The 14,586-nt window shown below is 68.1% G+C and carries 12 protein-coding genes; 7 read left to right on the plus strand and 5 right to left on the minus strand.

The window, feature by feature from the left end; genetic code table 11:
* Nucleotides 1-63 precede the first annotated feature (63 nt).
* Both glnA (ACIA75_RS11440) and ACIA75_RS11445 read left to right on the plus strand, forming a co-directional pair.
* On the plus strand, nucleotides 64-1,401 hold the full coding sequence (glnA, locus tag ACIA75_RS11440) for a type I glutamate--ammonia ligase (RefSeq protein WP_397102600.1): 1,338 nt from the start codon (nucleotides 64-66) through the stop codon (nucleotides 1,399-1,401).
* 51 nt (nucleotides 1,402-1,452) lie between these two features.
* Nucleotides 1,453-4,464 carry a bifunctional [glutamine synthetase] adenylyltransferase/[glutamine synthetase]-adenylyl-L-tyrosine phosphorylase gene (locus tag ACIA75_RS11445; protein ID WP_397102602.1) on the plus strand — a complete coding sequence of 1,004 codons (3,012 nt, stop codon included), beginning with the start codon at nucleotides 1,453-1,455 and terminating at the stop codon, nucleotides 4,462-4,464.
* Nucleotides 4,465-4,507: 43 nt separating this feature from the next.
* On the opposite strand, the gene ACIA75_RS11450 is transcribed toward ACIA75_RS11445, so the two are convergent.
* Nucleotides 4,508-4,786 (minus strand): HPr family phosphocarrier protein, encoded by a 279-nt coding sequence (locus ACIA75_RS11450; protein WP_397102604.1) that lies wholly within the window; start codon nucleotides 4,784-4,786, stop codon nucleotides 4,508-4,510.
* Between the two features lie 213 nt (nucleotides 4,787-4,999).
* Between ACIA75_RS11450 and ACIA75_RS11455 the strand changes: the two genes are divergently transcribed.
* Nucleotides 5,000-6,442, plus strand: coding sequence for a metallopeptidase (locus ACIA75_RS11455; RefSeq protein ID WP_397102606.1), 1,443 nt, complete (start codon nucleotides 5,000-5,002; stop codon nucleotides 6,440-6,442).
* 21 nt (nucleotides 6,443-6,463) lie between these two features.
* On the opposite strand, the gene ACIA75_RS11460 is transcribed toward ACIA75_RS11455, so the two are convergent.
* A complete protein-coding gene (locus ACIA75_RS11460) occupies nucleotides 6,464-7,336 on the minus strand; it encodes a lysophospholipase (protein ID WP_397102608.1) in 873 nt (290 codons plus the stop codon).
* Between the two features lie 215 nt (nucleotides 7,337-7,551).
* On the minus strand, nucleotides 7,552-8,952 hold the full coding sequence (locus ACIA75_RS11465) for a M20/M25/M40 family metallo-hydrolase (RefSeq protein WP_397102610.1): 1,401 nt from the start codon (nucleotides 8,950-8,952) through the stop codon (nucleotides 7,552-7,554).
* A 125-nt stretch (nucleotides 8,953-9,077) separates the two neighbouring features.
* Here ACIA75_RS11465 and ACIA75_RS11470 point away from each other — a divergent pair, with 125 nt between their 5' ends.
* Nucleotides 9,078-9,812, plus strand: a complete 735-nt coding sequence (locus ACIA75_RS11470) for a DUF4191 domain-containing protein (protein ID WP_397102612.1) — start codon at nucleotides 9,078-9,080, stop codon at nucleotides 9,810-9,812.
* A 175-nt stretch (nucleotides 9,813-9,987) separates the two neighbouring features.
* Here ACIA75_RS11470 and ACIA75_RS11475 read toward each other — a convergent pair whose 3' ends face one another.
* Nucleotides 9,988-10,356 carry a YrdB family protein gene (locus ACIA75_RS11475; protein ID WP_397102614.1) on the minus strand — a complete coding sequence of 123 codons (369 nt, stop codon included), beginning with the start codon at nucleotides 10,354-10,356 and terminating at the stop codon, nucleotides 9,988-9,990.
* Between the two features lie 39 nt (nucleotides 10,357-10,395).
* Entirely contained in the window at nucleotides 10,396-10,926 is a 531-nt protein-coding gene (locus tag ACIA75_RS11480) for an RDD family protein (RefSeq protein WP_397102616.1), read from the minus strand.
* 260 nt (nucleotides 10,927-11,186) lie between these two features.
* Between ACIA75_RS11480 and glnA (ACIA75_RS11485) the strand changes: the two genes are divergently transcribed.
* The 3 genes from glnA (ACIA75_RS11485) to ACIA75_RS11495 all read left to right on the plus strand — a co-directional run bounded on the left by glnA (ACIA75_RS11485) (nucleotide 11,187) and on the right by ACIA75_RS11495 (nucleotide 14,466).
* Nucleotides 11,187-12,623: a type I glutamate--ammonia ligase gene (glnA, locus tag ACIA75_RS11485; RefSeq protein ID WP_397102618.1), complete on the plus strand. Its 1,437-nt coding sequence runs from the start codon at nucleotides 11,187-11,189 to the stop codon at nucleotides 12,621-12,623.
* Between the two features lie 241 nt (nucleotides 12,624-12,864).
* A complete protein-coding gene (locus tag ACIA75_RS11490) occupies nucleotides 12,865-13,611 on the plus strand; it encodes a DUF899 domain-containing protein (RefSeq protein ID WP_397102620.1) in 747 nt (248 codons plus the stop codon).
* A 6-nt stretch (nucleotides 13,612-13,617) separates the two neighbouring features.
* Entirely contained in the window at nucleotides 13,618-14,466 is an 849-nt protein-coding gene (locus ACIA75_RS11495; RefSeq protein ID WP_397102622.1) for an alpha/beta fold hydrolase, read from the plus strand.
* The last annotated feature ends 120 nt before the right edge of the window (nucleotides 14,467-14,586 follow it).

The raw sequence follows: 14,586 nt of genomic DNA on the forward strand, positions 1-14,586 counted from the left end.
CCGACACACAGCGCAGAACGCCATGTAACACAGATTTAACGCCGGGTGCCTACTCTCGCGGTCATGGATCGCCAGAAGGAATTCGTGCTGCGGACGCTCGAAGAGCGGGACATCCGCTTCGTACGTCTCTGGTTCACCGACGTGCTGGGCTATCTGAAGTCCGTCGCCATCGCGCCCGCCGAACTCGAGGGGGCGTTCGAGGAGGGCATCGGCTTCGACGGTTCGGCCATCGAAGGTTTCGCGCGGATCTCCGAGGCCGATATGGTAGCCCGGCCCGATCCGTCCACCTTCCAGGTGCTGCCGTGGGCGTCCAGCAAGGGCCATCAGCATTCGGCCCGGATGTTCTGCGATATCACCATGCCCGACGGTTCGCCGTCCTGGGCCGATCCGCGGCATGTGCTGCGGCGCCAGCTCAACAAGGCCGGTGATGTCGGGTTCAGCTGCTACGTGCACCCGGAGATCGAGTTCTTCCTGCTGAAGAACCAGGCCGACGGTCTCGCTCCGGTGCCCGCCGATACCGGCGGGTTCTTCGACCAGGCCGTGCACGATTCCGCCCCGAACTTCCGGCGCCACGCCATCGACGCCCTCGAATCCATGGGTATCTCGGTGGAGTTCAGCCACCACGAGGGCGCGCCCGGCCAGCAGGAGATCGATCTGCGGTACGCGGACGCGCTGTCGATGGCCGACAACGTGATGACCTTCCGGTACCTGATCAAGGAAGTCGCCATCGACGAGGGTGTGCGGGCGACCTTCATGCCGAAGCCGTTCTCGCAGTACCCGGGCTCGGCCATGCATACGCATATGAGCCTGTTCGAGGGCGAGGCGAACGCGTTCTCCGATCCGGACGACCCGAACAACCTGTCCGCGACCGCGCGCGCCTTCATCGCCGGCATCCTCGAACACGCCCACGAGATCAGCGCCGTCACCAACCAGTGGGTGAACTCCTACAAGCGGCTCATCCACGGTGGCGAGGCACCGACCGCGGCCTCGTGGGGCCGGTCCAACCGGTCCGCGCTGGTCCGGGTGCCCATGTACACCCCGAACAAATCGTCCTCGCGGCGCGTCGAGATCCGCAGTCCTGATTCCGCCTGCAACCCGTATCTGACCTTCGCGGTCCTGCTGGCCGCCGGTCTGCGCGGGGTCGAGAAGGGCTACACGCTGCCGCCGGAGGCCGAGGACGACGTCTGGTCGCTCACGGCCGCCGAACGACGGGCGATGGGCTTCAAGGAACTGCCCGGCACCCTGGACGAGGCGCTGTACGCGATGGAACGGTCGGAACTGGTCGCCGAAACACTCGGTGAGCACGTCTTCGATTTCTTCCTGCGCAACAAGCGGCGGGAATGGGCGGATTACCGGGCCCAGGTGACGCCGTTCGAGCTGCGCGAGTACCTCGGCCTCTGAGCCCGCGGGGGTACGGCGCACTTCCGGGTGCGGAGTGGGTAACTTGGGCTCATGGTCCGTCCCCCGTCCGCCCGGTCCGCCGTCCCCGGTGCCGGCCGCCTCGGATTACTCGACCCGGCGGCCGCCGACTCACTGCGCACGCTCGGCTGGGACAACGTCGACAGTATCGCCGTGCTGTGGGCGCTCTCCCGCGCCCCGGACGCCGACCTGGCGCTGAGCACCCTGATCCGGGTCCGGGAATCGCTGGGCGACGAATGGGCCGAGCTGGATTCGGCGATCCGGGCCGAAACCGTGCTGCGCGGGCGGCTGTTCGCGCTGCTCGGGTCCTCGACCGCGTTCGGCGACCATCTGGTGGCCGAACCGCGATCCTGGCCGCTGCTGCGCCGCGCCGAGCTGCCCGACCGTGACGAGCTGATCGCCGATCTGCTCGCCGTGGTCGGCGCGGAACCCGAATCGGGGCCGCACGCCGCGCCGATGCTGTTCCGGGCCACCGAATCCGGGCCCGAAGTGGTGGCGGCGCTGCGCAAACGCTACCGCGACCAGCTCATGCTGCTGGCCGCTGTCGACCTGGCCGCGACCGTGGAGAACGAGCCCGTCATCCCGTACGAGGTGGTGGGCCGCCAGTTGACGGCACTCGCCGACGCCGCACTCACCACCGCGCTGGCGGTCGCAGTGGCCCGGGTGTGCCGCGACGAACCGTGCCCGGTCCGGCTGGCCGTGATCGCCATGGGTAAGAGCGGGGCCTGCGAGCTCAACTACGTCAGTGACGTCGATATCGTGTTCGTCGCCGAGCCCGCCGACGCCACCGCCACCCGGCTGGCCGCCGAGATGATGACGGTCGGCAGTTCGGCGTTCTTCGAGGTGGACGCCGCGCTGCGGCCCGAAGGGAAAGCCGGCGCCCTCGTCCGCACGCTCGAGTCGCATCTGGCCTACTACCAGCGCTGGGCACGGACCTGGGAATTCCAGGCCCTGCTCAAGGCACGTCCGATGACCGGCGATCTGGAACTGGGGGAGCAGTACCGGGCCGCGACCGACGCCATGGTGTGGACCGCCTCCGAACGGCCGGATTTCGTTCCCGACGTGCAGGCGATGCGGCGCCGGGTGGAGGATCTGGTCCCCGAGGAACTGCGCGACCGCGAGCTGAAACTGGGGAGCGGCAGCCTGCGCGATGTGGAATTCGCGGTGCAGCTCCTGCAGCTCGTGCACGGCCGGGTGGACCCCGCACTCCATGTGCAGGGGACCGTGGAAGCGCTGTCGGCGCTGTCCGCGCGCGGGTATGTGGGTCGTGAGGACGCCGCCAATCTGACTGCCTCCTACGAATTCCTGCGCCTGCTGGAACATCGGCTGCAATTGCAGCGGCTCAAACGCACCCATACGCTGCCCGCCGCCGACGACGAGGAGGGCATCCGTTGGCTGGCGCGCGCCGCGCATATCCGCCCCGACGGGCAACGGGACGCCGCCGGGGTACTGCGGGTGGAACTGCGCCGGCACACCGGCCGGATCCGGCGCCTGCACACCAAACTCTTCTACCGCCCGCTGCTGGAATCGGTGGCCAGCATCGATTCGGAAGCGCTGCGGCTCGGCCCGGCGGCCGCCGTCCGGCAGCTCGCCGCACTCGGTTACGCCGACCCCGAGCACGCCCTGGGGCATCTGCGAGCACTCACCAGCGGAGTGTCGCGGAAGGGCCGGATCCAGGCACTGCTGCTGCCGACCCTGCTGGCCTGGCTCGGCGACACCCCCGACCCCGACGCCGGCCTGCTCGCCTACCGTCGGGTGTCGGAAGGCCTGAACGACCAGGACTGGTACCTGCGGGTGCTGCGCGACGAGGGTGCGGTGGGGCAGCGGCTGATGATGGTGCTGGGGTCCTCGGCATACCTGCCCGATCTGCTGATCAACGCCCCCGAGACCATCCGGATGTTCGCCGACGGACCCGAGGGCCCGCTGCTGTTGCGCCCGAAGCCCGCGGAGGTTGCCGGCGGCATCCTCACCGCCGCCGACCGCTACGACGATCCGAAACGTGCTGTGGCGACGGCCCGTTCGCTGCGCCGGCACGAACTGGCCCGGGTGGCGTCGGCGGATCTGCTGGGATTGCTCGATGTCCCGCGGGTCTGCGTCGCGCTGTCGTCGGTGTGGGTGGCGGTGCTCGAAGCCGCGCTGCGGGCGGTGATCAGGGCGAGTGTCGCCGAGCGGGGTGCGCCCGCGCCCGCCGATTTCGCGGTGATCGGGATGGGCCGGCTGGGCGGGATGGAACTGGGTTACGGCTCGGACGCCGATGTGCTGTTCGTCTGCGACCCCCGCCCCGGCGAGGAGGAACATGTCGCGGTGAAGTGGGCCAACAGCATTGCCGAGCAGGTGCAGAAGCTGCTCGGCGCGCCCAGCACCGATCCGCCGCTGCAGGTCGACGCCGGGCTGCGGCCCGAGGGTCGCAGCGGACCGCTCGTGCGGACCCTCGCCGCCTACGACGCCTACTACCGGCAGTGGGCCCAGCCGTGGGAGGTCCAGGCCCTGCTGCGGGCGCATCAGGTCGCCGGCGACGAAGGACTGGGCCTGCGTTTCCTGCATACGATCGATCCGGTGCGCTACCCGTCCGGCGGCGTCTCGGCCGAGGCGGTGCGGGAAATCCGCCGGATCAAGGCGCGAGTGGATTCCGAACGGTTGCCCCGCGGCGCCGACCCCGCCACGCACACCAAGCTGGGGCGCGGTGGATTGGCCGATATCGAATGGACCGTGCAACTGCTGCAGCTGCGGCACGCCCACGAGGTGGAGGCCCTGCACAACACCTCGACCCTGGAATCGCTCGACGTCATCCAGCGCACCGAATTGCTCGATGTCGAGGACACCGAACTGCTGCGCCAGTCCTGGATCACCGCCACGGCGGCGCGGAATGCGCTGGTCCTGGTCCGCGGTAAACCCTCCGATCAGTTGCCCGGGCCCGGGCGTACGTTGTCGGCGGTCGCGCGGGTGGCGGGCTGGCCCAGCGACGACGGCGGTGAGTTCCTGGACAACTACCTGCGGGTCACCCGGCGGGCGCGTGCGGTGGTGGAACGGGTGTTCGGCGTGTAGGCGTCGCGGCATCCGCGCGACGGAGGACTGCGGAGCAGTGCTGTCAGGCGCCGGTCAGCGCGCGGAAACGGCCGACCAGGGCATCCAGCGCCTGCCGGTCTTCGAGGTCGGGCGGGCGGTGGCCGCCTTCGGCGGTGATGGTCACCCGGGTTCCGGCCCGGATACCGAGCTCCGCCCAGCACCAGGGCAGCACGGGCAGGTTCACCGCGTGCTCATGGGCGGAGAGGGTGATCCGGGAGGAGTAGCCCGCCGCGCTCACGGCCAGTTCCTCGGCGAACTCCGCGGTCAGCGCGCCGGGCGCACGGAATTCTTCGACGTACACGAGACCTCCTCCGGCACAGTTGCGACCAGTCTAGAGATCGGCGGACGCTAACGGTGCGGGGGCCGAACCGTATACCGCGAGTGCCCGCGTCGATGCGTTGTGCGCCGTTGCCCGCCTTGTGATTCGATGTTCACCGGTTCGGGCGCGGTGACATATCGCAACCCGGGCGGCGCCGGACCCGGACGGTCCGGCACGGATACGGGGAGGCAAGGAATGATCAGGACACGGTGGTCGCGGCGGGTGGTCGCGGCGGCCGCGGCGATGCTGACGGTATCGGCGTTGTCGGCGTGCTCGGCGGCGAATTCCACGCAGAACACGATGGACCCGGGCAATCCGTGGCAGATCGCGGGCGCGACGACCAGCACCGGGCCGAGCGGGCCGCGCGAGGGGGTGCCCGACACCGACCGCGGGGCCGAGAACAGCGACGGTGGGGAGATGGACCGCCTCGCGCTCAACGCGGTCGCCGATATCGAGGAATTCTGGTCGGAGAACTATTCGGCGACCTTCCCCGGAGAATTCCGGCCGGTTCAGAAGCTCATCTCCTGGGATGCGACCGCCGCCGAAAAGGACTCGGTCGAATTCTGCACCGTCAGCACCCACGAACTGGTGAACGCCGCCTACTGCGGGCTCGACGAGACGATCGGCTGGGACCGCGGTGTCCTGCTGCCGGAACTGGTTCGGCAGTTCGGTGAGATGGCCGTGGTGATGGTGCTGGCCCACGAATACGGGCACGCCCTGCAGATCCCGGCCGGCATCGCGACCGAGGACTCGCCCGGACTGGTCACCGAACAGCAGGCCGACTGCCTGGCCGGTGTGTTCCTCCGGCATGTCGCGGAAGGGGATTCGCGGCATTTCACGCTGAACACCAGCGACGGTCTCAACGGTGTTCTGGGTGCCACGGTCGCGGTCCGCGACCGGGATCCCAACGATCCGGACAATGTGCACGGCACCGCCTTCGAACGGGTCACCGCGGTGCAGCTGGGTTATATGGACGGGGCCGGAGCGTGCGCCGGGATCGACGAACAGGAGATCGAGAACCGGCGCTCGGGCCTGCCGGTGACCTTCGAGCCGGGCGAGGAATACATGCAGCTCGAGATCACCGAGGACTCGCTGCAGGATATGGCGGCCGCACTCGGCGATGTCCTGCCGGTCGTGGGCTCGCCGCAGTACGAGTACGAGGGTGTACCCACCGGCTGCGCCGATGCCACCCCCACCGAACCGGTCGCCTACTGTCCGGCCACGGAGGTGATCGGCACCGACGTCGACGGGTTGGCCGCACGTGCCGGTGAGCAGGAGTCGGCGGACGAGCCGCTGTCGGCGATCGTCACCGGCGACTACAACGCCTTCGTCGTCTTCATCTCCCGCTACGCCCTGATGTACCAGAACGAGAAGCAGCTGACCCTGACCGGCGCCGACAGCGCCGGCCTGCGCACCGCCTGCCTGGCCGGTGTGGTGACCACCGCGCTCAGCCGGGAGAACAGCAACCCGCGCCTGTCCGCCGGCGACCTCGACGAGGCGGTATCGGGACTGCTGTCCGACGGGCTCGCGGCCAGTGATGTGAACGGCGAGGTCGTGCCCGAGGGTTATCTGCGGCTGGAGGCGTTCCGCCTCGGGGTACTCGACGGCGAACAGGCCTGCCTGACCGAGTACGAATGAGCGAAATCGTCGAAGGCCCGATCACATGCCTTCGGTGTCGGGCTCCGGCACCCGCTCGTTCAGCCAAGCGATGACATCGGCGAGCACCTGGTCGCGTTCGGGTTCGTTGAACACCTCGTGATACAGGCCCTCGTACCGGCGGACCGTGAGATCCGTGGTTCCGGCGTGCTGTTCGATCCGGTCGGTACTCGCCGGTGCGGCAATGGCATCGGCGGTACCGTGCAAGGCCAGCGTGGAGACGCGCAACCGTGGCAGCCGGTCGAGTACTTGCCCGGCGGCCGTGAGTATCTCGGTGGCCGTGCGGGCGGGCAGTTTCCCGCGGAACACCAGCGGATCGTCGTCGTAGGCCGTGACCACCGCCGGGTCGCGGCTGATCTGTGACGAATCGAGTTGCAGCACACCGAGGTTCGGCGCCAGTCGGGTGAGCACGGGTGCGAGCAGGCGCTGCGCCGGATTTCCGGCCTCGATGATCAGTGGCGGCGCCGACACCACCACACCGGCGACGTCCAGCGGCGCGCGGGTCGCCAGGTACAGGGTGATCAGGGCACCCATGGAATGGCCGATCACGAACGCGGGCACCCCGGGGTGTTCCGAGCGGGCCAGTCCGAGCAGGGCCGCCACGTTGTCCGCGGCATTGTCGATCGACCCGAGATTGGCCCGCGCCCCGATCCGCGCCGATCTGCCGTGTCCCACATGATCGAGCGCGTGCACCGCGAAACCGGCGGAAGCCAGAGTGTGACCGACGTACTCGTAGCGTCCCGCATGTTCGGCCACCCCGTGCACGAGCACGATCACCGCGCGTACGGGAGTCGCCGGGACCCAGGACAACCGGGCGAGCTTCGTGCCCGCGTGCTCGAATTCCCCGCGCTGCGTGTGTATCTCCTGACCACGCATCACAGGACCTCCCTCGAAGGGGTTGCATGCGGTCGGCGGAGGCCGCAGCGCAGGCGGAGGTATCGCATCACTGGGCCTCCCCGGACGGGGATACGTGCGGTCCGCGGCGGAATCGGATCACCGAGTCGTCCCCGCGCAGCGGTGTCTGTGGTCCGCGGCGGCCGGAGCACCGGCGGCGGTATCGCATCATCTCGGCTCCTGAAGCCCTCGGCCGGTCACCGGTCCCCGGCCCGCTCCGGCTCGGCGAGCGCGGTGAACAGGCGCCGGTTGAACTCGATCAGCCGAGCGTAGTTCACCCGGGACAGGCGTTCGTCGTTTCCGTGGATCCGTTCCAGATCCGCCGCGGTGACCCGGATCGGCGCGAAATTGCAGCGGGTCCCGGCCAGGTCGTCGTAGTGGCGGGAATCGGTGGCGCCCGGCACCAGGCCGGTGGTCACGGCCGCCTCCGGTGCCACCTGGCGGGTGATATCGGCGATCAGGTCGAACAGCGGCCCCGGCCGGGTGCCGGTGGACGGTTCCGCGGACATACCCACCAGTTCGATGTGGACCCGGCTGTCGCGGACCGTCCGGCGGCAGTGCGCGAGCACCGAATCCACCGAATCCCCGGGCAGGATCCGGAAATTGACCATGGCCTCGGCCTGCTGCGGCAGCACATTCGGTTTCACACCGCCCCGGATCACCGTGGGAGCGGTGGTGGTGCGTACCAGTGCCTCGGTCTGCGGGGTCGCGGCCAGGATGCGGGCGATCACCGGCGCCGCCACCCCGGCGAACCCGAGCAACCGGCGCTTGCCGGCGGGCAGATACGGACGCAGGCGGGTGAGCATATCGGTGACCACCGGCGTCACCCGCAACGGCATCGGATGGTCCTGGAGGCGGCTCACCGCCCGGGCCAGCCGGCCGATCGCGGTCTGCCGGCCGGGCATGGACGAATGCCCACCCGTTTCCGATACCGACAGCCGGACCGTCGCGTACCCCTTCTCGCCGAGCATGATCGTCGCCACCGGCACCCGCACATCGTTGACGATGCCCTCGGTGATCACCCCGCCCTCGTCCAGCAGCAGATCCGCCCGTACGCCGCGCTCGCGCAGCCGGGCCGCCATCCGCACCGCACCCGTATTGCCGAACACCTCTTCGTCGTGGCCGAAGGCCAGGTACACGGTGTGCCGCGGCCGCAGCCCGGCCGCCAGCGCCGATTCGGCCGCTTCCAGGATCGCCAGCACCCGGCTCTTGTCGTCGATCGCGCCCCGGCCCCAGATGAACTCCTCGTCGACCACACCGGCGAACGGCGGATGGGTCCAGCCCGCGAGGTCGTCCGCGGGCACCACATCCTGGTGCGCCAGCAGCAGGGCCGCGGTCCGGGTGTCGTCGGTGCCGCGCCAGGTGTAGAGCCGGCTGTGCCCGAACTTCTCGAGTTCGAGTTCCGCGTGCACCCGCGGAAAGGACTGCTCCAGGTGTGCGCCGAGCCGGGTGAATGCCGCGTCGAGCGAACTGTCCGCGTCGGCGCCGGTCTCCTCCCGGGACACGGTGACACAGCGCAGGGCGACCGCGAGCCGTTCCGCGGTGGCATCGTCGACCGGGTCGCCGGACGACGGACGGGCCTCGAGGTTGGTGGACATCCCTGCATTCTCCTCGCTGCCGCAACTACGGCGAGGAGGCACGGCGAAGGCGGCTCGCCACCGGCGCCGATGGGTTGCCCGTCCCGTCACCGGGCGGCCGGAGCCCGGGCATTATTGTGGGAGTCATGGCAGCAGGCAAGCCCGACAAAGAGGCGAAGGCCGCGGCGAAAGCAGCGCGCAAACAGCAGTCGAAGGAACGTCGTCAGCAGATCTGGCAGGCGTTCCAGATGCAGCGCAAAGAGGACAAACTGCTGCTGCCGCTGATGATCGGCGCGGTGCTGGTCAGCACGCTGGTGCTGTTCGGGATCGGGTTCCTGTTCGATGTGCAGTGGTTCCTGCTGCCCCTGGGCATCCTGCTGGGTGTACTGCTGGCCTTCATCATCTTCGGCCGCCGGGTACAGAAGACCGTGTACGGCAAAGCCGAGGGTCAGGCCGGCGCGGCCGCCTGGGTGCTCGACAACCTGCAGGGCAAATGGCGGGTCAGCAACGGGATCGCCGCGACCACCCAGCTCGACGCGGTGCACCGGGTGATCGGATTGCCCGGGGTGATCTTCGTGGCCGAGGGCTCGCCGCAGCGGGTGCGCTCGCTGCTCGCCCAGGAGAAGAAGCGCACCGCCCGCCTCGTCGGCGATACCCCCATCTACGACGTGGTGATCGGTACCGACGAGGGCCAGGTTCCGCTGAAGGAACTCCAGCGCTACCTCACCAAACTGCCCCGCAATATCGACACCAAGCGGATGGACCAGATCGAGGGCCGCCTCAGCGCCCTGAGCGCCCGCGGCGGCCCGGCCATGCCCAAGGGCCCGATGCCGACGAACGCCAAGATGCGCGGTATGCAGCGCACCATCCGCCGCCGCTGAGCTGTATTTTCGGCGCGCTGGCGCGCGCGGGTTCGGGGCCCCCTCTTGTCTCGAATCTCCCCTCCTCCGCTCCTCCGCTCCTCCGCTTCGCTCCCCCGCTCCGTCAGTCCAGATCCGAGACGGGCCCCGAACCATGGAGGTGGACTGTCCGCGGCTCGGTCGGCACACTCAAATTTCAGCGTCTCAACAACCAGAGCACCCGGTCGTAGGCCGCGAGCTGGTATATCAGCAGAGCTGCCGCGGAGAGCAACGCCAGAAACGGCAGTCCGGCGACCCAGAGTGCGGCTGCTCCGCCCCACAGCACGGCGAATTCGATAACCAGTCGGACCGGCCCGGGGACAGCGACCGGAGCCGCACCCGAACGGCTCGGGTCGTCCGGCACGGCGAACACACCCCAGGCCGCTGCCGCGAGCACCGGTAGCAACACCACCAGCAGCCATCGGCTCGGATTGTCGGTCACCCGCCAGCCGAGGGCCGCGAACGATACGAGGGCGGTCAGCTCCAGCAGGAACCGGACGCCGAGCAGGGCGGGTTTCAGTGACACCGGGTGATCGTACGGCCGGTCTGTGTCGCCGTTATCCGGTCAGCGCGAGCGGACCACCGCGGTGCCGGTGGCGCGGTCGTGCATACCGCGACCGTCGCCGTCGGTGAACAGTGCGGGGACCACGAAGGTGAGCAGCAACTGCCGGCCGAGAGCGCGCAGGAAGCCGACCCGGGCCGGTGCGTCGACCCGGATCACCCGTAGCCGCAGGAAGTACTGACCCGGGGTGAAACCGAACAGCGCGACCGCGAGCAGGCCTATCACCATCCAGACCAGCCAGGTCGGGGTGCTCAACGCGCCTGAGACAGCTTCGAAGGCGGTCGGATCGGCCACCCCGGCCGGCGGGTCGGCCTCGGCGATGATCCGGTCCGGGTCGGGTTGCACGATCAGGGCCGCGATACCGATCGCGATCACCCAGTCCACCATCATCGCCGCGATCCGCCGGGGCAGCCCGACCAGCGAGCCCGCACCCTTGGGCGGCAGCCCGATGTGCTGACCCGGGTATTCGCTCGCTTCCGGATCACCCGGATCCGCGGTCGGTCCGGTGAGCCAGGATCCGGTGACACGTGCCATGACCCCAGGATAGGCGTGCCGATTTCCGGCATATCCGGCGGTCACCGCTGTCCGCGGGCCCGCGTGGGGCCGCGGGGCACAGCGGATCGCGGGGATAATGGCAGGGTAGGGTCCGTGGCGTGGCCGACGACACCCGCCGGACCGCACGCGTAACACTGGCGAAACAAACCCTTGACAGCCGGGAAACACCCTGTCCATACCGTCGGTTCGCGACGCCCCGCACTCGATACTGGCTGGGATCTATCCGTAAGGAGAGCTAAGTGACGTTCAGCACGGCCGACGAGGTCATCAAGTACATGGCGGACCAGGATGTCGAATACGTCGACATCCGGTTCAGTGATCTGCCCGGTGTGCAGCAGCACTTCTCCATCCCGGCGAAGGCGTTCACCACCGACCTGGCCGAAGAGGGCCTGGCGTTCGACGGTTCCTCGGTGCGGGGATTCCAGTCCATCGACGAGTCCGACATGCTGCTACTGCCCGACTTCAGCACCGCTCAGCTGGACCCGTTCCGTGCGGCGAAGACGCTCAACATGAACTTCTTCGTGCACGACCCTTTCACCCGTGAGTCCTACTCCCGCGACCCGCGCAATATCGCGCGTAAGGCGGAGGAGTACCTGCGCTCCACCGGTATCGCCGATACGGCGTTCTTCGGCGCCGAGGCCGAGTTCTACATCTTCGACTCAGTCCGCTACGACTCCGGCATGAACGGCGCCTTCTACGAGGTCGAGTCCATCTCCGGCTCGTGGAACACCGGCGCGAAGGTCAACCCGGACGGCAGCCCGAACCGCGGCTACAAGGTCCGTAACAAGGGCGGGTACTTCCCGGTCGCCCCCTACGACCACTACGTCGACCTGCGCGACAAGATCTCCACCAACCTGCAGAACGCCGGGTTCGAACTGGAGCGCGGCCACCACGAGGTCGGCACCGCCGGTCAGGCCGAGATCAACTACAAGTTCAACACCCTGCTGGGCGCTGCCGACGATCTGCAGCTGTTCAAGTACATCGTGAAGAACACCGCCTGGGCCGAGGGCAAGACCGTCACCTTCATGCCGAAGCCGCTGTTCGGTGACAACGGCTCGGGTATGCACGCGCACCAGTCGCTGTGGAAGGACGGCAAGCCGCTGTTCCACGACGAGGCCGGCTACGGCGGCCTGTCGGATCTGGCCCGGCACTACATCGGCGGCATCCTGCACCACGCCCCGTCGCTGCTGGCGTTCACCAACCCGACCGTGAACTCCTACCACCGCCTGGTCCCGGGCTTCGAGGCCCCGATCAACCTGGTGTACTCGCAGCGCAACCGCTCCGCCGCGGTCCGCATCCCGGTCACCGGCAACAACCCGAAGGCCAAGCGCATCGAGTTCCGCGCGCCGGACTCCTCGGGCAACCCGTACCTGGCCTTCGCCGCCATGCTGATGGCCGGCCTGGACGGCATCAAGAAGAAGATCGAGCCGCTGGCCCCGGTCGACAAGGACCTCTACGAGCTCCCGCCGGAGGAGGCCAAGAACATCCCGCAGGCCCCCACCAGCCTGTCCTCGGTGATCGACCGCCTCGAGGCCGATCACGAGTACCTCACCGAAGGCAATGTCTTCACCGAGGACCTGATCGAAACCTGGATCAGCATCAAGCGTGAGCAGGAAATCGCCCCCGTGAACCTGCGCCCGCACCCCTACGAGTTCGAGCTCTACTTCGACGTGTAATCCCGACCTGCGCGAATAGGGCTGAACGGCCCCATTCGGTCCGCAGTGCTCGGCATCGAGTCCACCCGCTCCACGATTACGGAGCGGGTGGACTCGTCCGTATCCGGCCACAGATGGCGTAGGTATCTGGTGCGGCCGGTGGGGCAGGAAACTCTTGTGGATGCCCCGCAGAGCGATGATTTCTGTGTTCGGATCCGGTCAACATATCCAGAGCAGATCTATCCGGACTCTGGGAGGAAGCATGACCGAGCACACCGCCGGCGCCCTGCCGCCGATCGTCGACCGGCAGACGTGGCAGACCGCGCTCGACGACCTGCGGAAGCGGGAGAAGGCCGCCACTCGGGAACTGGACGCGATCGCCGCGCAACGCCGCAGGCTGCCGATGGTCGAGCTTCCGGACTACACACTGATCGGCCCGGACGGTCCTGTTCGGCTGGTCGACGTATTCGACGGTCGCTCTCAGCTCATTGTCTACCACCACATGTGGTCCGACGGCGCGGAGTGGCAGTGTGGCGGCTGTACCTCGCTCACGTCGCAGTACGTCCGATTGGGCTGGCTCGACAATTACGATGCCCGCTTCGTCATCGTCTCCAACGGACCCATCGACGAGGCGCTGGCCTACAGGACGAAAATCGGCAACACGATGGACTGGTATTCGTCGTCGGAGAGTTCGTTCGGCGCCGATGTGGACGCACCGCCCGGCGGCGGTTTCGCGGTGAACGTGTTTCTCCGCGACGGCGACAAGGTCTACCGCACCTGGCACACCAACGGCCGCGGTACCGAGCAGCTCAGTTACACGTTTGCGCTGGTCGACCTCCTGCCGTGGGGTCGTCAGGAGGAATGGCAGGATTCGCCCGACGGGTGGCCGAAATCGCCCGCATACTCCAAATGGCTCGACTCTCCCGACGTTGCCCGGCTGTACGGCCCGGACGGAGATGCTACTGCGGGGGCCGTGAGCGCCGCCGGTTCCCGGGACGTGAGGGGATAGGTCGACATGACGGAAACGAAGCCTTCGCGCAGTGGTCACCTGCCGATCAACGGTCTGAGCCTGTATCACGAAGTGCACGGTGAGCTCGGCAGTTCGGAAACGCCCCCGCTGCTGCTCATACCCGGCGCGTTCATGGCCACCGACTCGATGACGTCGTGGATATCGGGTTTCGCGGGTGAGCGGGCGGTGATCGTTTTCGATCAGCAAGGGCACGGACGCACCCCGGATATTTCGCGGACGATGTCGTACGAGCAATTCGCCGACGATGCGGCGGAATTGCTGCGCGCCTTGAATGTCGAGCGCGCGGATGTCATGGGGTACTCGCAAGGCGGCGGGGTCGCGCTGCAGCTCGCACTCCGCCACCCGGCGCTCGTGGGCAAATTGATTTCGCTGTCGGCAACCTTCCGCAGGGACGGCTGGTATCCCTCGGTGCTGGAGGGCATCGCGGGTCTCGACGCGACAGCGTTCGCCGGCTCACCTGTCGAGGAGGTATTCAAGGAGCACACGCCGGATCCCAGGGCATTCGACGCCTACGTCGAAAAGATGAAAGTGCTGAATATCGAAGACCAGCACATCAGCGACGCGCAGATGCGTTCGATTTCCGCGAAGACGATGGTGATAGTCGGCGATGCGGACGGCGTGAAACCGGAACACGCGCTGCAGATGTTCACGCTGCGCGGGGGCGGCGACGAGGAAGCGGCGGCGTCGGGGATGCTGCACAAGGCACCGGCGGCCCGCTTGGTGATTCTGCCCGCGACATCGCATATCGGAATCAGCGGAGAGACGGCGGTGCTGGTACCGATGGTGAGTTCGTTCCTCGACGATCTGCCACCGACGACACCTGAACTGTTCTAGCGGATTACGCGCGCGGGGGTGGAGCAGGTGCGGCAGGAGCGAGCGGCCACGAGTTCAACGGTCGGTACGGGGAGATCCGGTGTGGCATGTGACGGCGGTAGTCTGGCCGCGGCCGGGACC

Source organism: Nocardia sp. NPDC051750 (assembly GCF_044453135.1).
In the GTDB taxonomy this organism is placed as follows: domain Bacteria; phylum Actinomycetota; class Actinomycetes; order Mycobacteriales; family Mycobacteriaceae; genus Nocardia.

What these genes read in the sequence shown, in the direction of transcription:
- glnA (WP_397102600.1), top strand. Translation starts at nt 64, where the DNA reads ATGGATCGCCAGAAGGAATTCGTGCTGCGGACGCTCGAAGAGCGGGAC.
- ACIA75_RS11445 (WP_397102602.1), top strand. Translation starts at nt 1,453, where the DNA reads ATGGTCCGTCCCCCGTCCGCCCGGTCCGCCGTCCCCGGTGCCGGCCGC.
- ACIA75_RS11455 (WP_397102606.1), top strand. Translation starts at nt 5,000, where the DNA reads ATGATCAGGACACGGTGGTCGCGGCGGGTGGTCGCGGCGGCCGCGGCG.
- ACIA75_RS11460 (WP_397102608.1), bottom strand. Translation starts at nt 7,336, where the DNA reads ATGCGTGGTCAGGAGATACACACGCAGCGCGGGGAATTCGAGCACGCG.
- ACIA75_RS11465 (WP_397102610.1), bottom strand. Translation starts at nt 8,952, where the DNA reads ATGTCCACCAACCTCGAGGCCCGTCCGTCGTCCGGCGACCCGGTCGAC.
- ACIA75_RS11470 (WP_397102612.1), top strand. Translation starts at nt 9,078, where the DNA reads ATGGCAGCAGGCAAGCCCGACAAAGAGGCGAAGGCCGCGGCGAAAGCA.
- ACIA75_RS11480 (WP_397102616.1), bottom strand. Translation starts at nt 10,926, where the DNA reads ATGGCACGTGTCACCGGATCCTGGCTCACCGGACCGACCGCGGATCCG.
- ACIA75_RS11490 (WP_397102620.1), top strand. Translation starts at nt 12,865, where the DNA reads ATGACCGAGCACACCGCCGGCGCCCTGCCGCCGATCGTCGACCGGCAG.
- ACIA75_RS11495 (WP_397102622.1), top strand. Translation starts at nt 13,618, where the DNA reads ATGACGGAAACGAAGCCTTCGCGCAGTGGTCACCTGCCGATCAACGGT.